Annotated in this window: 20 protein-coding genes; 14 read left to right on the forward strand and 6 right to left on the reverse strand. The window is 66.7% G+C overall.

Annotation, left to right across the window (positions count from 1 at the left end; translation table 11 throughout):
* The first annotated feature begins 25 nt into the window (after nucleotides 1-25).
* On the forward strand, nucleotides 26-1,909 hold the full coding sequence (gene glmS / locus ACLMAJ_RS06495) for a glutamine--fructose-6-phosphate transaminase (isomerizing) (RefSeq protein WP_412012598.1): 1,884 nt from the start codon (nucleotides 26-28) through the stop codon (nucleotides 1,907-1,909).
* Nucleotides 1,910-1,984: 75 nt separating this feature from the next.
* Here glmS and ACLMAJ_RS06500 read toward each other — a convergent pair whose 3' ends face one another.
* Complete coding sequence (locus ACLMAJ_RS06500; RefSeq protein ID WP_412012599.1) at nucleotides 1,985-3,181, reverse strand: MFS transporter; 1,197 nt, start codon at nucleotides 3,179-3,181, stop codon at nucleotides 1,985-1,987.
* 136 nt (nucleotides 3,182-3,317) lie between these two features.
* Between ACLMAJ_RS06500 and ACLMAJ_RS06505 the strand changes: the two genes are divergently transcribed.
* Complete coding sequence (locus ACLMAJ_RS06505) at nucleotides 3,318-3,797, forward strand: MarR family winged helix-turn-helix transcriptional regulator (RefSeq protein WP_412012600.1); 480 nt, start codon at nucleotides 3,318-3,320, stop codon at nucleotides 3,795-3,797.
* Between the two features lie 40 nt (nucleotides 3,798-3,837).
* Here ACLMAJ_RS06505 and ACLMAJ_RS06510 read toward each other — a convergent pair whose 3' ends face one another.
* Nucleotides 3,838-4,260, reverse strand: a complete 423-nt coding sequence (locus ACLMAJ_RS06510) for a cupredoxin domain-containing protein (RefSeq protein WP_412012601.1) — start codon at nucleotides 4,258-4,260, stop codon at nucleotides 3,838-3,840.
* A 108-nt stretch (nucleotides 4,261-4,368) separates the two neighbouring features.
* Here ACLMAJ_RS06510 and ACLMAJ_RS06515 point away from each other — a divergent pair, with 108 nt between their 5' ends.
* From ACLMAJ_RS06515 to tsaD, 7 genes are all read left to right on the forward strand, one after another.
* Nucleotides 4,369-5,817 (forward strand): NAD(P)H-hydrate dehydratase, encoded by a 1,449-nt coding sequence (locus tag ACLMAJ_RS06515; protein WP_412012602.1) that lies wholly within the window; start codon nucleotides 4,369-4,371, stop codon nucleotides 5,815-5,817.
* Between the two features lie 109 nt (nucleotides 5,818-5,926).
* Nucleotides 5,927-7,180 carry an alanine racemase gene (gene alr, locus ACLMAJ_RS06520; RefSeq protein WP_412012603.1) on the forward strand — a complete coding sequence of 418 codons (1,254 nt, stop codon included), beginning with the start codon at nucleotides 5,927-5,929 and terminating at the stop codon, nucleotides 7,178-7,180.
* Entirely contained in the window at nucleotides 7,177-8,277 is a 1,101-nt protein-coding gene (locus tag ACLMAJ_RS06525) for an alpha/beta fold hydrolase (RefSeq protein WP_412012604.1), read from the forward strand. The genes alr and ACLMAJ_RS06525 overlap by 4 nt, the downstream gene beginning before the upstream one ends.
* The gene (gene tsaE / locus ACLMAJ_RS06530) at nucleotides 8,270-8,722 is read left to right on the forward strand and encodes a tRNA (adenosine(37)-N6)-threonylcarbamoyltransferase complex ATPase subunit type 1 TsaE (RefSeq protein WP_412012605.1); all 453 of its coding nucleotides are present in this window, start codon (nucleotides 8,270-8,272) and stop codon (nucleotides 8,720-8,722) included. Before ACLMAJ_RS06525 ends, tsaE begins: the two co-directional genes overlap by 8 nt.
* 77 nt (nucleotides 8,723-8,799) lie before the next feature.
* Nucleotides 8,800-9,516 carry a tRNA (adenosine(37)-N6)-threonylcarbamoyltransferase complex dimerization subunit type 1 TsaB gene (gene tsaB / locus ACLMAJ_RS06535; protein ID WP_412012606.1) on the forward strand — a complete coding sequence of 239 codons (717 nt, stop codon included), beginning with the start codon at nucleotides 8,800-8,802 and terminating at the stop codon, nucleotides 9,514-9,516.
* A 27-nt stretch (nucleotides 9,517-9,543) separates the two neighbouring features.
* Entirely contained in the window at nucleotides 9,544-10,032 is a 489-nt protein-coding gene (rimI, locus tag ACLMAJ_RS06540; RefSeq protein WP_412012833.1) for a ribosomal protein S18-alanine N-acetyltransferase, read from the forward strand.
* On the forward strand, nucleotides 10,029-11,072 hold the full coding sequence (gene tsaD / locus ACLMAJ_RS06545) for a tRNA (adenosine(37)-N6)-threonylcarbamoyltransferase complex transferase subunit TsaD (RefSeq protein WP_412012607.1): 1,044 nt from the start codon (nucleotides 10,029-10,031) through the stop codon (nucleotides 11,070-11,072). Before rimI ends, tsaD begins: the two co-directional genes overlap by 4 nt.
* A gap of 139 nt (nucleotides 11,073-11,211) precedes the next feature.
* Here the strand turns inward: tsaD and ACLMAJ_RS06550 are convergent, their stop codons facing one another.
* A complete protein-coding gene (locus tag ACLMAJ_RS06550; RefSeq protein ID WP_412012608.1) occupies nucleotides 11,212-12,780 on the reverse strand; it encodes a DUF7159 family protein in 1,569 nt (522 codons plus the stop codon).
* Between the two features lie 639 nt (nucleotides 12,781-13,419).
* Here ACLMAJ_RS06550 and groES point away from each other — a divergent pair.
* Both groES and groL read left to right on the forward strand, forming a co-directional pair.
* Nucleotides 13,420-13,719, forward strand: a complete 300-nt coding sequence (groES, locus tag ACLMAJ_RS06555) for a co-chaperone GroES (RefSeq protein WP_194817442.1) — start codon at nucleotides 13,420-13,422, stop codon at nucleotides 13,717-13,719.
* 135 nt (nucleotides 13,720-13,854) lie between these two features.
* Complete coding sequence (gene groL, locus ACLMAJ_RS06560; protein ID WP_412012609.1) at nucleotides 13,855-15,468, forward strand: chaperonin GroEL; 1,614 nt, start codon at nucleotides 13,855-13,857, stop codon at nucleotides 15,466-15,468.
* Between the two features lie 100 nt (nucleotides 15,469-15,568).
* Here groL and ACLMAJ_RS06565 read toward each other — a convergent pair whose 3' ends face one another.
* From ACLMAJ_RS06565 to ACLMAJ_RS06575, 3 genes are all read right to left on the reverse strand, one after another.
* Complete coding sequence (locus ACLMAJ_RS06565) at nucleotides 15,569-15,820, reverse strand: RskA family anti-sigma factor (RefSeq protein WP_412012610.1); 252 nt, start codon at nucleotides 15,818-15,820, stop codon at nucleotides 15,569-15,571.
* Between the two features lies 1 nt (nucleotide 15,821).
* Entirely contained in the window at nucleotides 15,822-16,397 is a 576-nt protein-coding gene (locus ACLMAJ_RS06570) for a sigma-70 family RNA polymerase sigma factor (protein ID WP_412012834.1), read from the reverse strand.
* A gap of 334 nt (nucleotides 16,398-16,731) precedes the next feature.
* On the reverse strand, nucleotides 16,732-17,025 hold the full coding sequence (locus ACLMAJ_RS06575; RefSeq protein WP_040704593.1) for a WhiB family transcriptional regulator: 294 nt from the start codon (nucleotides 17,023-17,025) through the stop codon (nucleotides 16,732-16,734).
* A 624-nt stretch (nucleotides 17,026-17,649) separates the two neighbouring features.
* Between ACLMAJ_RS06575 and ACLMAJ_RS06580 the strand changes: the two genes are divergently transcribed.
* The 3 genes from ACLMAJ_RS06580 (at nucleotide 17,650) to ACLMAJ_RS06590 (ending at nucleotide 20,334) form a co-directional block, all read left to right on the forward strand.
* On the forward strand, nucleotides 17,650-18,513 hold the full coding sequence (locus tag ACLMAJ_RS06580; RefSeq protein WP_412012611.1) for a hypothetical protein: 864 nt from the start codon (nucleotides 17,650-17,652) through the stop codon (nucleotides 18,511-18,513).
* A gap of 134 nt (nucleotides 18,514-18,647) precedes the next feature.
* Complete coding sequence (locus ACLMAJ_RS06585; protein ID WP_412012612.1) at nucleotides 18,648-19,226, forward strand: sigma-70 family RNA polymerase sigma factor; 579 nt, start codon at nucleotides 18,648-18,650, stop codon at nucleotides 19,224-19,226.
* Nucleotides 19,219-20,334 carry an anti-sigma-D factor RsdA gene (locus ACLMAJ_RS06590; protein ID WP_412012613.1) on the forward strand — a complete coding sequence of 372 codons (1,116 nt, stop codon included), beginning with the start codon at nucleotides 19,219-19,221 and terminating at the stop codon, nucleotides 20,332-20,334. The genes ACLMAJ_RS06585 and ACLMAJ_RS06590 overlap by 8 nt, the downstream gene beginning before the upstream one ends.
* Nucleotides 20,335-20,386 lie beyond the last annotated feature (52 nt).

Below are 20,386 nucleotides of genomic sequence, written 5' to 3' on the forward strand. Positions count from 1 at the left end.
TATCCGATAAGTACTCTGGTGAGCCATGTGCGGAATCGTGGGGTACGTCGGGTACCGGGACGCTCTCGGCGTTGTCGTTGACGCGTTGCGCCGCATGGAATATCGCGGGTACGACTCTGCGGGCGTCGCGATCCTCGGTGGCGCAGGCGCGATCGCGGTGGAACGCAAGGCCGGTCGGCTTGCGAATCTCGAGGCGGAACTGGCTGAGGCCGGCGCGGCGCGCTTCGCGGGGACCGCTGGGATGGGGCACACCCGCTGGGCGACGCACGGCGCGCCGACCGACCGTAACGCGCACCCGCACCGCGATGACAGCGGCAAGATCGCGGTGGTGCACAACGGCATCATCGAGAACTTCGCGCCGCTGCGCCATGAGCTGGAAGAAGCGTCCGTAGAGCTGCACAGCGACACCGACACCGAGGTCGCCGTGCACCTGGTCGCTCGCGCATATGCCGCGGGCCCGACCGCCGGTGATTTCGTGGCGAGCGCACTCGTGGTGCTGCGGCGGCTGGAGGGCGCGTTCACGCTGGTCTTCACGCACGCGGACCATCCGGACCAGATCGTCGCCGCGCGCCGGTCCACCCCGCTGGTTGTGGGTGTCGGCAAGGGCGAGATGTTCATCGCCTCCGATGTCACCGCGTTCATCGAGCACACCCGTGAGGCAGTCGAGCTCGGCCAGGACCAGGTCGTGGTGATCACCGCCGACGGCTACCGAGTCACCGACTTCGACGGCAACGACGCGAACGATCGCACCCGCCCGTTCACGATCGACTGGGATCTGGCCGCCGCGGAAAAGGGCGGCCACGACTACTTCATGCTCAAGGAGATCGAGGAGCAGCCGAGGGCCGTCGCTGACACCTTGATCGGGCATTTCACCCTCGACGAGACCGGTTCCGGCCGGATCGTGCTCGACGAGCAGCGCCTCGCCGATCAGGAACTGCGCGACTTCGACAAGGTCTTCGTCGTCGCCTGCGGCAGCTCCTACCATGCGGGTCTGCTGGCCAAGTATGCGATCGAGCACTGGACCCGGCTGCCGGTCGAGGTGGAACTGGCCAGCGAATTCCGTTACCGCGACCCGGTTTTGGATCGCTCGACGCTGGTGGTGGCGATCTCGCAATCGGGGGAGACCGCCGACACGCTCGAGGCGGTGCGGCACGCGAAGGAGCAGAAGGCGCGGGTGCTCGCGATCTGCAACACCAACGGCGCGCAGATTCCCCGCGAGTCCGATGCGGTGCTCTACACCAGGACCGGGCCCGAGATCGGTGTCGCGTCTACCAAGGCGTTCCTTGCGCAGGTGGCCGCGAACTATCTGGTCGGCCTCGCCCTTGCGCAGGCGCGCGGCACCAAGTACCCCGATGAGGTGGCTCGCGAGTTCGCCGAGCTCGAGGCGATGCCGAAGCTGGTTGAGCGAGTGCTGGAGACGGGGCCGCAGGTCCGGGCCCTCGCCAGGCAGCTCGCGCACGTGCCGACGGTGCTTTTCCTCGGTCGTCACGTCGGGTACCCGGTGGCGCTGGAGGGCGCGCTCAAGCTCAAGGAGTTGGCCTACATGCACGCCGAGGGCTTCGCCGCCGGCGAGCTCAAGCACGGCCCGATCGCGTTGATCGAGGACGGGCTTCCGGTGATCGTGGTGATGCCGTCGCCGAAGGGGCGAGCGGTACTGCACTCCAAGCTGCTCAGCAACATTCGGGAGATCCAGGCACGTGGCGCACGCACCATCGTGATCGCCGAGGAGGGTGACGACACGGTCCGCCCGTTCGCCGACGACCTCATCGAGATCCCCTCGGCGCCAACGCTGTTCCAGCCGCTGCTCTCGACCGTCCCACTCCAGATCTTCGCCGCCGAGATCGCCCAAGCCCGTGGTTACGACGTCGACAAACCCCGCAACTTGGCCAAATCCGTCACCGTCGAATAGGCCACACGGGTTCGGTTGTCGGACAGACGAATCCGGCCGCGCTTGAGGATCGCCGCCGGATTCGGTTGGGTCGCGTCAGGATTGGCCGACCGAGGCGAGCGCTCCAGCCGGTTCCGGGGTGTTCCGGTGGGCGGCGCGTTCCATCGCGCCCGACAGCACGGCGAGCGCGAGGGCGCTGAGGGCGAGGATCGCGCCGATCCAGTTGGGGGCTGTGTAGCCGTAGCCTGCTGCGATGACCATGCCGCCCAGCCATGCCGAGAGCGCGTTGCCGAGGTTGAAGGCGCCGATGTTGACCGCCGATGCCAGGGTCGGTGCGCCCGCGGCGTTATCGAGGACGCGTTTCTGTAGCGGCGCGACGGTCGCGAAGCCGAGCGCGCCGATCAGTACCACGGTGACCGCGGCGGCCGGCTTGCTGTGTGCGGTGAGTGTGAACAGGGCGAGCACGGCCGCCAGTGCGCCGAGTGCGATGTAGAGCATCGGCATCAGGTGGCGGTCGGCGTAGCGGCCGCCGATCAGATTGCCCGCGAACATGCCGAGACCGAAGAGCACGAGCAACCAGGTGACGGAGGTGTCGGCGTACCCGGTGACCTCGGTCATCATCGGGGCGAGGTAGGTGATCGCGGCGAAGACACCGCCGAAGCCGAGCACCGTCATCGCCATCGCGAGCAGTACCTGCGGATTGCGGAAGACCGCCAGTTCGGTGCGCAGGCGGGCGTCCTGGGGCGCGGGCTGCTCGGGGACCAGCGTGGCGACGCCGATCAGGCCGATCAGGCCGACAAGTGCGACGGCCAGGAAGGTGAGCCGCCAGCCGAAGTGCTGGCTGAGCAGGGTGCCGAGCGGCACGCCGATGACGGTGGCGACGGTGAGTCCGGTGAACATGGTCGCGATCGCACCCGCTTTGCGGTCCGGTTTCACCAGGGTGCCCGCGACGACCGCGCCGATCCCGAAGAAAGCGCCGTGTGCCAGCGAGGCGACGATCCGGCCGGTCATCATCAGTCCGAAAGTCGGTGCGACGGCCGACAATACGTTGCCTGCGACCAGTAGCAGCAACATACCGAGGAGCATGCGCTTTCGCGAAATACGCGTGCCGAGCCCGGTCATCAGCGGCGCACCGGCCACGACCCCGAGGGCGTATCCGGTGACCAGCAGGCCCGCGGTGGGGATCGTCACCGCGTAGGTGTCGGCGATGTCGGGGAGTAGCCCGACGATGACGAATTCGGTGGTGCCGATTCCGAAGGCCCCGAGTGTCAGGGCCAGAAGTGCTAGCGGCATGGGGTGAAGCCTCCACATGTTGTTGCGCCTGAGCTTTACAGGCGGTAACAATAGTTGCAGACGCGTGTTGATTGCAAGCGCGGGCTATTGCGGAACTCGTCTATTCTGGGAGTGCGACCCCGACGCAGGAGGAACCATGACCGCGGATGCCGCTCTGACCGGCCTGGCAGATGGCTGGTACGCACTGTCGTTGCTGCACGATCGGATCGAGGCGCACATCGAGCGCGCCCTGCAATCCGGCCACGACCTGAGCGTGCGCGAATACTCACTGCTCGTCGTGCTCAGCCGCCAGCACGACGGTCCGGGCGGCCACCTGCGCATGAACCAGGTCGCCGACGCCGTCGTGCTCAGCCAGAGCGCCACGACTCGCCTGGTGTCCCGCCTCGAGGACCGCGGCCTGCTCACGCGCTACCTGTGCGTCGACGACCGCCGTGGCATCTACACCGATGTCACACCCCCCGGCCTGGAACTGCTCGAGCAGGCGCGCCCCACCCACGACGCGGCCTTGTCGACCGCGTTGGGTCAAGCTGCGGCCGACCCGGGGCTCACACCACTGGTTGCCGCCGTGGAGGCGATGAACACAGCGTCGGCCGGACGTCGGCCGGTCGGGGCGTAAGAGGCGGAGTTGTCGCGGACTTTCCCGAGCGTCGCGTCGTTTATTCGACGGTGACGCTGCCGCGCATCTGCGGGTGCAACGAGCAGAGGTAGCGGTAATTGCCGGGGGCGGTGAAGGTGTAACTCCATTCGCCCTTGTTGAAGATGGGGCTGTTGATGCCCATCGCCCGGTCTCCGATGCCCTGTACGGAGTGCGGAACGCTGTCGCTGAATTTCCAGGTCACGGTGTCGCCGACCTTGATGGTGACCTCGGCCGGGGCGAACTTCATGTTGTCGACATCGACGGTGACCGCGGCGGATTTCTTTTCACCCGGTGCGGCGGTGCTCGACGTCGCAGCGTGAGATGTCGTGATCGTGGCGGCGGATTTCGGCTTGTCCGAGCCGCAGCCGGACAGCAGTATCGACGCGGCGAGGCCGAGCCCCACTCCGACCTGAAAGGACCTCGCGCGGCTGAGCATCGGCATGACCGCCAAGCGTAGTCTGCTGACCGTGCGGGCCTGCGTGGTGCCTATTCGGCACTTGGCCCAATCGACGCAATAGCGGCCCGATCGACGCAGCGGAGGCGAGCATTCATGTCCACCCAGCGGGGATTCTTCACCGCCGACCAAGTGCGGGCGGCCGAAGCCGAACTGTTCACCCGGGTGCGCGACGGCGTGCCGATGCGCCGTGCCGCGCACGGACTCGCGACCGTGGTCGCAGGGGAGTTGCGGGCACGGACCGGGGGCATCGCGGGGCGGTCGGTGACGCTGCTTGTCGGGTCCGGTGACAACGGCGGCGACGCGCTGTGGGCGGGCTCGATGCTGCGACGTCGCGGCGTGGCTGTCACGGCCGTATTGCTGAATCCCGAACGGGCGCATGCGAAGGGCCTGGCCGCGCTGCGTAAGGCAGGTAGTCGGGTCGGTGCCGAGGTCGGTACGCCGGATCTGGTGATCGATGGGATCGTCGGGATCTCCGGCCGTGGTCCGCTGCGCCCGAACGCGGCGGAACTCGTTGCCGCGCTGGAGGTGCCGATAGTCGCCGCGGATCTGCCGAGCGGTATCGACCCGGACACCGGTGCCGTCTCCGGCCCCGCGGTCCGCGCGGATGTCACCGTCGCCTTCGGCGCCTACAAACCGGTACATGTCCTGGCAGCGCCGTACTGCGGCCGAATCGAACTGGTGCCCATCGGTTTACGGCTGCCGGATCCGAACCTCGCGGCACTCGATCCTGCGTCGATCGGCGCGCTGTGGCCGGTACCCGGCCCCTTGGACGACAAGTACACGCAGGGTGTCACGGGCGTATGCGCGGGTAGCGCGACCTATCCTGGTGCGGCCGTGCTGTGCACCGGTGCTGCGATCGCCGCGACGTCGGGCATGGTCCGCTACGCGGGTACCGGTGCGGCCGATGTTCTCGCCCATTTCCCGGAAGTGGTTGCCGCCCAAAGCATCGCGGACACCGGCCGAGTCCAGTCCTGGGTATTCGGACCCGGTGCGGGCACCGATGCCGACGCACACAAACGACTCGCCGAAGTCCTCGCCACCAACCTTCCCGTCGTCGTCGACGCCGACGGTCTCACCCTGCTCGCCGCCGACCCCGATCTGCTTCGCGACCGCTGCGCACCGACCGTATTAACCCCGCACGCAGGCGAATTCGCGCGGCTGACCGGACACGAGGTGGGCAATGACCGAGTCGCCGCGGTCCGAGACCTCGCGGATTCCTGGCAGGTCACCGTCCTGCTGAAGGGTCGAGCCACCCTCATCGCCACCCCGGGCGCCCCGGTACTTGTCAACGAGGCAGGCGGCTCATGGGCCGCGACAGCGGGCGCGGGCGATGTCCTCTCCGGCCTCATCGGCGCCCTGCTCGCCGCGGGCCGAGACCCGGCCTGGTCCGCCGCCGCAGCAGCCCGCGCGCACTCTCTCGCCGCCAACCTAGCCGCACACGAGCACCACCTGGCAGGAACCCCGATCTCGGCAACCCCGCTACTGCACCATGTCCGACCGGCTATCCGCACGCTCCGCGCCTTCGCCTTCGGCGATTCCTGACCGCCACCGCACGTTCGACCGGGTGTCCGCATGCTCGGTGTCTGTCCCTGGACGGACGACTTTCCGCTCCCTCGTCACCGCGACCGAAGTATCGGCGCAGGTCACCAAGATGACAACTGCTGCACGAGCTCGGGAACGCCCACGGGATGCGCCAGGATCTCGGCCAACTGCTCGACCGTGGCCCCGCAATGGCACGATCGATGCACACCACGACCGGCAGGAGAGGCGGACAAGCGTGAATGCGCAAGTGGAGACGGTTGTCGACCTGGGTGCCATTGCCAACAACGTGCGGATCCTGCGCGAGCGTGCCGGTGGCGCCGCGGTGATGGCGGTGGTCAAGGCCGACGGCTACAACCACGGTGCGGTCGAGGTCGGGCGCGCCGCATTGGCGGCAGGGGCCGCCGAACTGGGTGTCACCACGATCGATGAGGCCCTGCGGCTACGCGCGGCGGGTATCGCCGCGCCAATTCTGTGCTGGCTCAACAACTCCGACGCCGACTTCGGCGCTGCCGTCATCGCCGACATCGAGATCGGCGTCTCCTCTCTTGCCCACCTTCGGGCGGTTGAGAGGGCGGCGCGCGTCACCGGCCGATCCGCGACCGTCAGCTTGAAGGTCGATACCGGTCTCAACCGCAACGGTGTCTCGGCGCTGGAATATCCGCAGGTGCTCGCGGCGCTGCGCGCACTTGTCGACGAGCGGGTTGTGCGGTTGCGTGCGATCTTCTCCCACCTCGCGCACGCCGACGAACCGCAGCATCCGATGATCGATGTGCAGCGCGACCGCTTCCTCGAGGCGATCGCGGCCGCCAAGGATCACGGCCTGGAACCTGAACTGGTGCACCTGGCGAACTCGGCGGCCGCGCTGACCCGCCCCGACCTGGCCTTCGACATGGTGCGCCCCGGTATCGCGGTGTACGGCCTGACACCGGTGCGGGAGATCTCCGATTTCGGGTTGCGTCCCGCGATGACTTTCCAGGCCAGGGTCGTATTGGTGAAAGCGGTCGCCGCCGGCGAGGGTGTCTCCTACGGGCACGAGTGGACCGCGCCGGAGGACACCACCGTCGCGCTCATCCCGGCCGGTTACGCCGATGGCGTGTTCCGCAACCTCGGCGGTCGCATGGAGGTCACGCTCGGCGGTGCGCGGTATCCCAATGTCGGGCGAGTGTGCATGGACCAGATCGTCGTCGACCTCGGCGCCAACGCGGCGGGTATCACGGAGGGTGACACCGCGATCCTGTTCGGCGCGGGCGAGGACGAACCCCGGGCCCAGGACTGGGCGGATGTGCTCGGGACCATTCACTACGAGGTCGTGTGTTCGCCACGCGGTCGAGTGGTCCGCAGGCACGTCGGTGGCCTCGGGTGAGGCAGCGCAAGCCTGCGGGTTATGGCACCACCGTGTTGCGCGGCGGGCTGGCGACCGCGGGCGCGGTCGGCGCACTCGCCGGTGTGCACGCGCTGCGCCGGATGGGCGCCAGGGTGCTGTGGCCCGCGCTGCGCGACGAATACCGCGACGAGAACTTCGCACTGCTCGAGCAGGACCGCGCCGGCGCTGTACTCACCGAAGACGGTGTGCGGCTTGCCATCCGGGAATGCGGTCCCGAGGACGCGCCGGTCACGGTGATCTTCGTGCACGGCTTCTGCAACACCATGGATTCCTTCCATTTCCAACGCCGCGATCTGGAAAAGCATTGGGGCGCAAGGGTCCGCATGGTGTTCTTCGATCTACGCGGCCACGGCGGCTCCGGCACCCCGGCCACCGAGAGCTGCACCGTCGCCCAGCTCGGCCGTGATCTGGCGCGAGTCATCGAGTCTCGCGCGCCGACCGGTCCCGTGGCCTTGGTCGGCCATTCGCTCGGCGGGATGGCGGTGCTCGCGGCGGCCGCGCAATTCCCGGATCTGTTCGCGGCGCGCGTGCTCGGCGTCGGGCTGCTCTCGACCGCGGCGGCGGAGGTCACCTCCGCGGGAATCCTCCAGTTGCTGCGCAACCCGGCCGTCGACGGATTTCGACTGGCCGTGCATACCGCGCCGGCGCTGGTGCAGGCAGGCCGCGCGACCGTACGACATGTGATCGCCCCGATCCTGCATGTCAGCTCGTATCACGGTCCAGTGAGCCCGACGCTGTCGCGGTTCACCACGATGATGATCGATCGGACCCCGGTCGAGACCATCGTGAAATTCCTGAAAGCGATCGAACTGCACGACGAATCGGACGCACTGCCCACGCTGGCGGATCTACCGGTGCTCGTACTCGGCGGTGCCCACGATGTGGTGATCCCGTTCCGAAACTCCCGTGCACTCGTCGACGCACTGCCCAATAGTGAGCTCGTCCGGCTGGATGACGCCGCACATATGGCGCATCTGCAATACCCGGATATCGTCAACGCCGCACTCGACCGGTTGCTCGTGCGCGCCGGTGTTATCGAGCAACCCGCACCCGAATCGGAGGTTCTAGGTGGCTGAACGGCAACAGCGCATCCTGCCGACCGTCGCCGATACCGAGGCGTTCGGCCGCGAACTCGCCGCCGAGCTCGGCGCGGGCGACCTGGTGGTGCTCGATGGTCCGCTCGGTGCCGGCAAAACAGCGCTGACCCGTGGCATCGCCGCCGGACTCGGCGTGCAGGGCCGAGTCAGTTCGCCCACCTTCATCATCGCGAGGCAGCACCGGGCCGGGCAGCGCGACGGCGCACCCGCCGTCCCACTCGTGCATGTGGACGCGTACCGGCTCGGCGGCGACCTGGACGAACTGGATGCCTTGGATCTCGACACAGATCTGCATCAAGCCGTCGTGGTTGTGGAGTGGGGCAGTGGTGTCGTGGAACACTTGGCCGAGCATCACCTGTACGTGCTGCTGTCGCGCGAACCGGATTCCGAGGTGCGCACGGCGATCTGGGAATGGGTGCACTAGAAAATGGCCGCGGTCGAAATTGCCCACGAGTAGCTCCGCACCGGCCGCACCTACCAACCGGTATCGTTAGGTCAATCATGCTTGTACTAGCCGTCGACACCGCGACACCTGCCGTTACAGCGGGATTGGTGGAACTGGAGCAGGCCGCTGACGACTGCTCGCAGGTCGCTCGAAACAACACCAACCGTGTGTCTGTGCGTACCCTCGCCTCCCGGGTCCGGGTCGATCCCCGCGCACACGCCGAGGTGCTCACCCCGCAAATCCTCGAATGTCTCACCGAGGCAGCCCGTTCCAGGTCCGATATCGTCGCCGTAGTTGTCGGCATCGGTCCTGGTCCGTTCACCGGACTCCGAGTGGGGATGGCCACGGCCGCCGCATTCGCGGATGCGCTCGGGCTGCCCGTCTACGGGGTGTGCAGCCTCGACGCGATCGCCGCCGACGCCGCGGCCGACCTGGCGCCGGGCAGCGAGCTGTTGGTCGTCACCGACGCGCGTCGGCGCGAGGTGTACTGGGCTCGATACCGCGACGGCGTCCGGATCGCAGAACCAGACGTGAGCAAGCCGGGCGATCTGGATGCGGCGCACGCCACAGTGATTGCCGGATCCGCTTCGCACGTGGACTTCTTCGACCTCCCGGTGCTGCCGGTGGAGACCCCGTCACCGGCAGGGCTCGTGCAGGTCGCGGCCGCGGATCTGCTCGCGCACGCCGTTCCGGAACAGCTGGTGCCGCTGTACCTGCGCAGGCCCGACGCGGTCGAGCGCAGCTACCGCGCCCTCGACCGGACAGGAGCCTGAGCAGTGGTATCGATCCGAATCGAGCCGATGGACGGCGCCGACATCGAGCGCTGTGTCGAACTCGAACAACTGCTGTTCCCCGAGGACGATCCGTGGCAGGCGGTGTCGTTCCAGTCGGAACTGGCCGCGTCGCACAATCTGTACATCGTCGCCCGCGACGACGACGGGCGAATGGTCGGCTACGCGGGCCTCGCGCTGCTCGGTGATACCGAACACCCAGAGGCAGAGGTGCACACCATCGGTGTCGACCCGCTCTGCCATCGCGCGGGCATCGGCACAGGGCTGCTCGAGGCATTGCTCGCCGAGGCAGGTAAGCGTGGCGGACCGGTGTTCCTCGAGGTGCGCACCGACAATGCCCCCGCGATCGCCATGTACGCCAAGCACGGTTTCCACATCATCGGATTGCGCAAGAACTACTACCACCCGAGCGGTGCCGACGCCTACACCATGCGAAGGCCCGAGCTGATGGGCGCGGGCGCGGCCTGGGACGCGGCAAGGGGGGAGGTGCTGTCGTGATCGTCATGGGTATCGAAAGCTCTTGCGACGAAACCGGAGTCGGCATCGTCCGCTGGCACGACGGCGGCAGCTGTGAACTGCTCGCCGACGAGGTCGCCTCCAGCGTCGAACAGCATGCGCGCTTCGGCGGCGTTGTCCCGGAGATCGCTTCGCGCGCGCATCTCGAGGCCATCGTGCCCGCGATGCGCAGGGCACTGGCTGCCGCGGGCATCGCGAAGCCCGACGCGCTGTCGGTGACCATCGGACCGGGGCTCGCCGGTGCGCTGTTGGTCGGTGCGGCCGCGGCGAAAGCCTATGCGGCGGCGTGGGATGTGCCGTTCTACGCGTTGAACCATCTCGGCGGACATGTCGCGGTCGACACCCTCGAACACGGGCCGATGCCGCCGTGCGTCGCGCTGCTGGTGTCCGGCGGGCACACCCACCTACTGCACGTCACCGATCTGGCCGAGCCGATCGTCGAGCTCGGCAGCACCATCGACGACGCGGCAGGTGAGGCATTCGACAAGGTCGCCAGGCTGCTCGGGCTCGGCTTCCCCGGCGGCCCCGCGCTCGACGCGGCGGCGGCAAGCGGTGATCCGAAGGCGATCGCGTTTCCGCGCGGTATGACAGGTCCGCGCGATTCACGCTACGACTTCTCTTTCTCCGGCGTGAAAACGGCGGTCGCCCGCTATGTGGAGGCGGCCCAGCGCAACGGTTTCACAGCTGCGGAGCTGCCGATCCCCGACATCGCGGCGTCCTTCCAGGAGTCGGTCGCCGACGTGCTCACCATGAAGGCGGTGCGCGCGGCACAGGATGTCGGCGTCGACACACTGGTTCTCGGCGGTGGCGCGACCGCGAATTCCCGAATCCGTTCGCTCGCCGAGGAACGTTGCGCGGCAGCGGGATTGACGCTTCGAGTGCCGAAACCCCGGTTGTGCACCGATAACGGCGTGATGATCGCCGCGCTCGGCGCCCATGTGATCGCAGGTGGCGCGAAGCCTTCGCCGCTGACGGTGGCGACCGATCCCGGCCTGCCGGTGTCGGTCAGTCAGGTCTGTTGAACCACTGCATCATGCGTGGCGGCCGGTCATGCAAGCAGTCGCTAGCGGACCGTTTCGAGCGACCTGCAAGCAGTCGCTAGCGGACCGTTTCGAGCGACCTGCAAGCAGTCGCTAGCGGTGCCGAGCTCGCGGCTCGTTGCTACTGAGCTGGAACCAATTGTCGTGGTGAGCCGCCGCCCGAGGAACCGGAATTCGCTCGCGGGAACAGTGGCACTCGCGATTTCGCAGGTGCCTGGGTCGGTGTCGCGGGCGTCAGCGCGATCCCCGGGGCGGTCGTTTCCGCTCCCGCATTGTCGGGATCGGGCGGGTTCGAGGCGGAGCCGGCCTGCGGGCTGAGCGGGGTGCCGAACAGCGGGCCGAGCAGTTCCGGGAACGGGATCGGCGGCAGGTTCGGATCCGGGCGCAAGGTGGGCTGCGTCGGGGTCGTGCTCGCGGTGGGCATCGGCGGAGAGCTCGTGTGGGTGGTCGGCTGGCCGCGATCCTGGGTGATAGACGGGATGTTGCCGCCGCTGGGCCGGTTGGTGCTCTCCTGGTTCTGGCCGGTGGGCGTTCCAGGAATCGTCGACGTGGACACCGACGCCGAGGGCATCTGGGTGCTGCTCGTCGTACCCGCGGGGGAGATCTCGTCGTCGGAGGTCGGGGTGAAGGTCTTCACGCCGTAGCCGATGATCAGCCCGACCACCACGATCGCACCGGCAAGGGTGCCGACGACCTTGGTGAAGGTGCCGACCGGTGCGTCGGAGGTGAGCGCGGCCACCGGGAACACCGCGGGCTGCGCCGCGTCGGCGACCAGCGCGGCGCCCTTGGCGATCGCGGCTTCTGGATCCGGGACGGTGTGCACCGGTACATCGAGCTGGTCGCGGAGCTTGGACACCACGGCAGGGATATTGGCGCCGCCGCCGATCACCGTCACCGCCTGTGGGAACTTGGGTGCCCGCCCGAAGACCGCCGCGGCGAAGAAGGCCGTCTCGCGCAGCAGCTCGGCGATCAGCTCTTCGAAGTCGGCCCTTGTCAGCTTGAGCGGCTGCCCTGCCACATGGTCGATGGTGACCGCGGGCGCGATGGACAGATGTTCCTTGGCCGCGCGTCCGCGGTTGGTGAGCATCCCGCGGTTGGGGCGGGTACCGCGCCGGGCGTAGTGCAGGTCGACCAGATGGTGGTAGATGAGCTCGTCGATGGCGTTGCCGCTGATCGCGGTCGTGCGTTCGGTGCGGAGCACAGTGCCGTCGGCCTGGTCGGCGACGGTGACCGTGAGCCCGGACGCGCCGAGGTCGACGATTGCGACGGTGTCGTAGCGGTCGAGCAGGCCGGTGTGGCGCAGGTAGGTCAGCGCCGCGGTAGCCTCCGGGATCAGCTTCAGATCGCGCTGTTTGCCGGTGGCCGCGCGGATCAGCTGGGCCTGCTCTTTGCTGCGGTAGGCGACGGCGACACTGGTCGGCGGCCGGCCGGAGCCCGATTGCAGCCCGATCGAATGCGCGCCGGCGAACCGTGCACCCACGGGGTGCGCAACGTCGCGTGGCAGCTGCGTTGTCGGTAGCTGGGTCGTCATGAGCTCGATCGAGGACGCCACCAGATCGCCGAGATCGGAATGTGCCGCGTCAGCGGAGACGACGCGGTAGTCGAAACTCTGCGCGCCGTTGGATGCGGTCGCGACCAGTGCCGAGCAGACAACCTCGTTCCCGGCTGAGATGCCGAGTGATGTTCGCATGTCACCTCCCTTCGAGCGGATGGTCCTGGTGTCGCCGACCATCTCGAATGGACTGCCGAACCTCTCGCGCGGCCGGCGAGCGATTCGGACTCGGGATCCGGCCGACCCGTTGTACCGGATGGGTTGCGGGGACCGGCCATAGATCTCGTGTGGTCTTGCCCTCTGGTGAAGCTGGTTCTCTGAGACGCTTGTACTGTGACTGCTGGGACCGCCGCGCACCGCTCGGCTTACCCTGTGGCGCTGGTTGTTTCGTAACTCTCCGTCCGCCCCTGACGATGCCGGTTCGTGATGAACGCAGCGTGCGGAGAACGATCGTCGTCCATAGTGTCACAATCCGTTACCCGAACGTTACAGATTCGCCGATCTCTTGGGAAGTCCTCAGACACTTCGGCATGGCGTGAGACCGGCCACGGATCCGACACGACGATAAATTGGCACAACCCAACCTTGAGCGCTGGCACTCTCATGTATAGAGTGCTAGTCGGCGCTGAATGTTGTGCTAAGTGCCAGTTCGACCACTGAGCAGGTGTCCCGGCACCGCGACGACGGGGCTATGCGCAGGGGTCGACAACAAGACACCGATGGTCCGGAACAACAGTTCCGGACGACCGTATATCCCCTGAAAGTGGAGGGCTCAACGTGGCGAGCGTGAACATCAAGCCGCTCGAGGACAAGATCCTCGTCCAGGCCAACGAGGCCGAGACGACGACCGCCTCCGGCCTGGTCATCCCCGACACGGCGAAGGAAAAGCCGCAGGAGGGCACCGTCATCGCCGTCGGCCAGGGGCGCGTCACCGATAAGGGTGACCGCATCCCGGTTGACGTCAAGGAAGGCGACACCGTCATCTACAGCAAGTACGGCGGCACCGAGATCAAGTACCAGGGCGAGGAATACCTCATCCTGTCGGCGCGCGACGTGCTGGCCGTCGTCACCAAGTGACCGAGCTCCGCACGGTCTGCTGACCGTGTTGCCCGGCCATTGCCGGGATCGAGTCGTCACGACACTGCCCCGGTTCCCCTGAGCGGGGGCCGGGGCAGTGTCGTTTCAGCACTGGAACCCTAAGGAATAGGACTTATGGCAAAGCAGATCGAGTTCGACGAGAAGGCTCGCCGGGCTCTGGAGCGCGGTGTCGACAAGCTCGCCGACGCCGTGAAGGTCACCCTCGGGCCGCGTGGCCGCCACGTGGTGCTCGCGAAGGCCTTCGGTGGCCCGACCGTCACCAACGACGGTGTCACCATCGCGCGCGAGATCGACCTCGAAGACCCCTTCGAGAACATGGGCGCGCAGCTGGTCAAGAGCGTCGCCACCAAGACGAACGATGTCGCGGGCGACGGTACGACCACCGCCACCGTGCTGGCCCAGGCGCTGGTCCGCGCCGGCCTGAAGAACGTTGCCGCGGGCGCCAACCCCATCTCGCTCGGTTCGGGCATCGCCAAGGCCGCCGACGCGGTCTCGGAGGCATTGCTTGCCCTTGCCACCCCGGTTTCCGGCGAGGAAGCCATCGCGCAGGTTGCCACCGTGTCCTCGCGCGACGAGGAAATCGGCGCCATGGTCGGCAAGGCGCTGACCGTCGTAGGTAAGGACGGCGTCGTCACCGTCGAGGAGTCCTCGACGTTGCAGACCGAACTCGTCGTCACCGAGGGCGTCCAGTTCGACAAGGGCTACCTCTCGCCCTACTTCGTCACCGATATCGACAGCCAGCAGGCCGTGCTCGAGGACGCCTACATCCTGCTGAACCGGGAGAAGGTCAGCTCGCTGCCCGATCTGCTCCCGCTGCTGGAGAAGATCGCCGAATCCGGCAAGCCGGTGCTGATCATCGCCGAGGATATCGACGGCGAAGCGCTCTCGACCCTGGTCGTGAACTCGATCCGCAAGACCATCAAGGCCGTCGCGGTGAAGGCTCCGTTCTTCGGTGACCGTCGCAAGGCGTTCCTCGATGACCTGGCCGTCGTGACCGCAGGCACCGTCGTGAACCCGGATCTTGGCATCACGCTGCGTGAGGCGGGCATCGAGGTGCTCGGCAAGGCGCGTCGCGTCGTCGTCACCAAGGACGACACCACGATCGTCGACGGTGCGGGCACCGCCGAGGACATCGCGGGCCGCAGCGCACAGCTGCGTCGCGAGATCGAGGCCACCGACTCCGATTGGGACCGCGAGAAGCTCGAAGAGCGGCTTGCGAAGCTGTCCGGTGGTGTCGCGGTGATCAAGGTCGGCGCGGCAACCGAGACCGCGCTCAAGGAGCGCAAGTACCGGGTCGAGGATGCGGTCAGCGCGGCAAAGGCCGCGGTCGAGGAGGGCATCGTCCCCGGTGGTGGCACCGCGCTCATACTGGCGGGCGCCAAGCTCGCCGAACTGCGCGATTCGCTCTCCGGCGACGAGGCGGTCGGTGTCGAGGTCGTGCGTTCCGCACTGTCCGCGCCGCTGTTCTGGATCGCCACCAACGCGGGTGCCGACGGCTCCGTGGTGGTCAGCAAGGTCGCCGACGGCAAGGAGGGCTTCAACGCAGCCACCCTCACCTACGGCGACCTGCTCACCGACGGTGTCGTCGATCCGGTGAAGGTGACCCGCTCCGCCGTCGTGAACGCGGCGTCGGTGGCCAGGATGATCCTGACCACCGAGAGCGCTATTGCGGAGAAGCCTGTCGAAGAGGCTGCCGATCACGGTCACGGACACGGACACAGTCACTGAGTTCGGCTCGAAACAACAAGGCCCCCCGGAGCAATTCGGGGGGCCTTGTCATATGAACTTTATGAACAGAACAATGGATATCGTTCGTAGATTTCAATGTTCATGAGGTGACGGGCGGCTGCTCGGCAGCGATCGCGGTGAGCAATCGCCCGCGCAAGGCGGCGGGCGGCGTTACCGCCGTCACTGCCGCGAGCGCCGCGAGGACGTCTTCGGTCTCTTGTACTTCAGCGAGGAACGCCGCGAGTAGCGCGGGGTCCTCACTGTCGAGCAGGTCTTGTACCGCGTGATGATCTTCGTCGTCGATCGATGCGAGCGCGACGGTGTGCGCAAGATCGATCTGGACTTCGTTCATCTCACGTCACCCCCAAACTTTTCTTCAGTCGTGTCAGTCCGTCCCGAATGCGGGACTTAACGGTCGGTAGCCCTACGCCGAGATAGGTTGCTACTTCAGCGTAGGTTCGCCCGCCGTAATAGGCGAGCGAGATGGCTTCTCGTTGGGTCGGCGTCAATGTGGCGAGACCCTCTAGTACGGCCTGTTGTTCGAGCCTTCGCTCGACTTCCTCGGTGACCTCGTCGAATTCGTTGCCGAGAACCCTTATCCCGTAAGCGACTTCGCGTTGGGTATGGGCTTGTTCGGCGCGAACCCGGTCGACGGCTCGTCGATGGGCGAGCGTCATCAACCACGTCACCGCCGACCCCTTCGCCGAGTCGAAATTCGCCGCGGTCCGCCAGATCTGTAGGAAAACCTCCTGGGTTGTTTCCTCCGCATATCCGGGATCATGCAAAACGCGGAGCACCAGGCCGAATACGCGCGCGCACGTTCGGTCGTAGAGCTCGGCGAAAGCTTCCTGGTCGGATCCGCCGCAGCGTTCGAGAAGGGCGGCGAGCTCGATACTTTCAGCTGCGCGTGCCGATACCGCAGATTCCACACGAGGTGGGATGGCTTCTCTTCGGAACGAGTCGCCCTCTGCGGCCTTCGGCCGCGTTGTCACAACGCTCCATTCTGTGTCATCGGTCACTACCGTAGCGGGCCGCTATGACCTCCCCTTCGGTGGGGTGGCAGCAAACCGCCTGTGGCTCAGCAACTTTGCGGAGGACGTCGACACGCTGGGGCATTTCCGTTGAGGACACGCCGTGACACGCCGACAGTCGCCGCGAAACGCCGAACCAACTGTACGACCAGGCTTGTTGTATCGGCCGGTTGTTTGCTAGGGATTCGGCGCACAGCGTCCTGCGGATGGGACTGGATTCCCCAATGGCGGCCTATACCGCCATGCGACGACGGTTGCGGCGAGCGTGCATCTCGCGCTCGGTTTCCGACATCCCGCCCCAGATGCCATACGGCTCGCTGACTTTGAGCGCATGACTGCGGCATTGCATCAGTACCGGGCAGCTCCGGCATATCTCCTTGGCACGCATTTCCCGTGCGGTTCTTGCACGGCCGCGTTCACCGTCGGGATGGAAGAACACCGCGGAATCCTGCCCGCGGCAAGATCCTCGCATCTGCCAGTCCCAGACATCGGCGTTCGGTCCGGGAAGGTGGGTCGGCATGGGCATGGTGAACTCCTCGTGGTGCGAGCTCGTCAGCGTTGTCGAGCGGTTGTTCTGGCAAACAGTTGTGGCCACGGCGCTGGGTCGGCGGCGAGTCTCTTGGCTCGCCCTTCGCGGTCGCTGCAATTTCGCGCGGCGCCGACCGTGGCGATGAGTTACGTTAGGTCCAGCCGCGAAATTCCGTCAATAGTTCGACGCAGTAGTTTTCCAAATGTTGGGCTGCGAAATTTAACCTCTACGGTGTTTACTTTTTGCATTGCTCTCAGTGATACTGGTCGGTTGATCGACGGTCCGCATTGAACCATCTGGCTGGATCCGCGAGTGTATCTGCAGGTGGACGTGTTTTTGGCGGCCGACTCCCCATGTCTGGGGAGTCGGCCGCCGCGTGGGGGCCGTCACAGTGTCGATCGGGACCGATGGTCGCTCCCTGTCGGAGATGGCGGTAGCGGGGCGCTGAGGTTAATTGCGCAAAACGCATATGAATTCCTCGCGCACGAGCCCGCTGATTGCCGCAGGAGATTTACCTGATGGAAACATGATCTCGGCATTCGAAATGCTGTGAGGTTGCCGGGATGTCACCAACGTTTCTCGCCGAGCCGGCATGTGAACGACCCAGGATAGAGTTCGGCCGTGTCCGAGCCAGCTCTCCGTATATATAGCGAATCCGCACTGCTCTCCGCCGCTGCTTTCGGTGACCGCCCAACCCTCGGCGCTGCTGAGTTGCCGGTCCCGCGAAGTCCGTTGGATTCATGGCATCGGGCGGTGGTTCTCGGCGGCGGGGGGCACTACGCCGCGGCCCGCGCCGAACTCCGGCTGATCCGTGCGAGCAGCACCGATCCGGTAATGCTTTCGCTGGCCGCGAGCACCGAAGGCTCGCTGCTGCGTCAGCTCGGCTGGCACGCCCGCGCGGCGGTCGCCGATGGGCGGGCCGCGGCGCTCATCATCCCCGTGCGCGACGAGGGCGAGGGCCTGGTCGGCCCGGACCGAGTCGATGCCGTCTGTGATGCGCTGACCGGCCTCGCCGCCGACGCGCTCGGCACCGGCCGGCTCGCATTGGCCGCTCGCTTGCTTGGGCGCGGCCATGACGCACTCGACCCGGAACAGGTGCGCTGGCGGCCCTGGGTGCGCTGGCATTGGGTTTCGGCGGAGACCGCGCTCGCCGCTGGGCGCGCCGACCCCGCGCGCACCCATGCCGAGGCCGCTCTGGAATTGGCCGAGCGTGGCCCCTCGATCCGTCATCGGGTCAAGTCCAGGCTCTTGGTCGCGGCGGCGGCGGCGGTCGCCGGTGATGCGCAGCGGGCGCGAGTTGTCGCCGAGGCCGTCGCCGCCGAATGCCGCGAATACGGGCTGCTTCCGCTTCGCTGGGCCTGCGCCATGCTGCGCGCGGGGGTGTCCGTAGACGTCGCCGCGACCGCCGCCGCCACGGAAGCTGCCGAGTGTGCCGCGGCGATCTTGCGACGTGGCGGACGGTTCCGGCCCTCGGGCGCCGCCTAGGTCTCCATGGGAGGCGACCCGTGTTGCCCGGTCTCCTCGGTTGTGTCGCTATTGTTAGACCGTTCCGCCCCCTCCGGCGGGAGCACTGGTCGTCACCGACCGTGCCACTTGTAACGCCAGGAAATTCTCTGACGATGACGAACATGGGCGAAGAGTTGGACCTCGCCGTCACTGCGGCTGCGCAGGGCGACAGATCCGCTTTAGCTCAGGTACTGGAAATGGTCCGCCCGTTGGTGGTGCGCTACTGCCGCGCGCGGATCGGCGCCGCGGAGCGAGGACAACTCTCTGCGGACGACGTTGCGCAGGAGGTATGTCTGGCTGTGATGACTGCCTTGCCCAGGTATCAAGACCAGGGCAGGCCCTTCATGGCCTTCGTATACGGAATCGCTTCGCACAAGGTCGCAGACGCTCATCGAAACGCCGCCCGTAACAAGGCGGAGGCGATGGCCGAAGTACCAGATGTCATATCCACCGACCATGGTCCGGAACAGCGAGCTCTCGAATCGGAAACGAGCAGGCAGATGAACACTCTGCTCGCGACACTTCCGGAGAAGCATCGAGAGATTCTGATCCTGCGATTGGTCATGGGTTTGTCAGCAGAAGAAACCGCAGTCGCCGTGGGCAGTACGGCGGGTGCGATACGGGTTGCCCAGCACAGGGCACTCGCAAAACTGAAGTCACAAGTGGCGAGGGCAGGTGAAATGTATGGCTAGGGATGGCGAGCGCGGTCGGGGCGACTGGAAAGCGCGGCTTGGATCGCGAAATAGCAGTCCCTACGCCGACGGCGTCGGTGGTGGTGATACGGGTCCGGTGGATATCGCCGCGGTACGCCGCGACGATGCGCTGATCGACGCCATCGCGAGCAACGGTCCGGTACGGACCGACAGCGCGGAGGAATATCAGCTCGCGACGTTGTTGGCCGATTGGCGGGCCGAGTTGACCGCGGAGCCGATGCCGGGGGAACCCAGCCTCGATGAAATCGTGGCCGCGGTAAACCAGGAGATCGGTGCTCGACAGGTTCGCATCGGTGCACATACCGGTGGGCGACTACGACTTCTTCGGCCGATCGCCGGGACGGCTGCCGCACTGGCACTTGTCATCGGCGGGATGACGGCGTTCTCCTATAACGCGGAGCCCGGTGATCCGTTGTGGCGGGTCAAGGAGGTCGTGTTCAGCGAACAGGCCCAGACCACCGTGGTTCAGCGTGCCGACGTCGCGCTGGACGAGGCGCAGGCCCTACTCACTTCGGGTAATCCCGAAATGGCAAAGGCCAAGCTCGATGGCGCCAGGCAGAACGTGACTCAGGTCAACGACACCGGCAAGCAGAACGATCTTGCGGCCCGCTGGGATTTGATCCTTGCCGAGCTACGCAGGGTCGCGCCGGATGTCGCGAGCTCGATCACGGCGACGCCATCGCGGCCCGCCGATCCGAAGCCGAGTACCGACACGAGCGGGACGAAGCCCACGACCGGTGCTCCGCAGCAGACCATTCTGCAGTCGCCGGGTACCAGTGGCACCAAGCTGCCGACGGGCGAGGAGACAACCACTCCTGGCACGCCGCCGACGACAGCGCCGACGACGCCGCCGCAGACCACGCTGGAGCCGACGACGCCGCCGACGCAGCAGCCGACGCAGCAGCCGACGACCCAGGCCCCGCCGACCACCGTGGCAACGTCCACGGTGGTCGTGCCGACCGCGAATACCGGCCAGCCGACGGTGCCGAACTTGCCGACGGTGCCGACCGTGCCCACCGTGCCGGACGACAACCCCGGATCCATGGTCATTCCCACCGGATCGATCGGGTCGGGCCCCGCGACCTAGGACCGGGCACGCCAATAGACCAATAGATAAGACATCAACCGATCGCCGAGCG

The organism is Nocardia arseniciresistens (genome assembly GCF_046764875.1).
Lineage (GTDB): Bacteria > Actinomycetota > Actinomycetes > Mycobacteriales > Mycobacteriaceae > Nocardia > Nocardia arseniciresistens.

What these genes read in the sequence shown, in the direction of transcription:
- glmS (WP_412012598.1), top strand. Translation starts at nt 26, where the DNA reads ATGTGCGGAATCGTGGGGTACGTCGGGTACCGGGACGCTCTCGGCGTT.
- ACLMAJ_RS06590 (WP_412012613.1), top strand. Translation starts at nt 19,219, where the DNA reads ATGGCTAGGGATGGCGAGCGCGGTCGGGGCGACTGGAAAGCGCGGCTT.
- rimI (WP_412012833.1), top strand. Translation starts at nt 9,544, where the DNA reads ATGGACGGCGCCGACATCGAGCGCTGTGTCGAACTCGAACAACTGCTG.
- ACLMAJ_RS06515 (WP_412012602.1), top strand. Translation starts at nt 4,369, where the DNA reads ATGTCCACCCAGCGGGGATTCTTCACCGCCGACCAAGTGCGGGCGGCC.
- groL (WP_412012609.1), top strand. Translation starts at nt 13,855, where the DNA reads ATGGCAAAGCAGATCGAGTTCGACGAGAAGGCTCGCCGGGCTCTGGAG.
- ACLMAJ_RS06575 (WP_040704593.1), bottom strand. Translation starts at nt 17,025, where the DNA reads ATGCCCATGCCGACCCACCTTCCCGGACCGAACGCCGATGTCTGGGAC.
- ACLMAJ_RS06565 (WP_412012610.1), bottom strand. Translation starts at nt 15,820, where the DNA reads ATGAACGAAGTCCAGATCGATCTTGCGCACACCGTCGCGCTCGCATCG.
- ACLMAJ_RS06500 (WP_412012599.1), bottom strand. Translation starts at nt 3,181, where the DNA reads ATGCCGCTAGCACTTCTGGCCCTGACACTCGGGGCCTTCGGAATCGGC.
- ACLMAJ_RS06550 (WP_412012608.1), bottom strand. Translation starts at nt 12,780, where the DNA reads ATGCGAACATCACTCGGCATCTCAGCCGGGAACGAGGTTGTCTGCTCG.
- ACLMAJ_RS06505 (WP_412012600.1), top strand. Translation starts at nt 3,318, where the DNA reads ATGACCGCGGATGCCGCTCTGACCGGCCTGGCAGATGGCTGGTACGCA.
- ACLMAJ_RS06510 (WP_412012601.1), bottom strand. Translation starts at nt 4,260, where the DNA reads ATGCCGATGCTCAGCCGCGCGAGGTCCTTTCAGGTCGGAGTGGGGCTC.
- ACLMAJ_RS06585 (WP_412012612.1), top strand. Translation starts at nt 18,648, where the DNA reads ATGACGAACATGGGCGAAGAGTTGGACCTCGCCGTCACTGCGGCTGCG.
- alr (WP_412012603.1), top strand. Translation starts at nt 5,927, where the DNA reads ATGACAACTGCTGCACGAGCTCGGGAACGCCCACGGGATGCGCCAGGA.
- tsaB (WP_412012606.1), top strand. Translation starts at nt 8,800, where the DNA reads ATGCTTGTACTAGCCGTCGACACCGCGACACCTGCCGTTACAGCGGGA.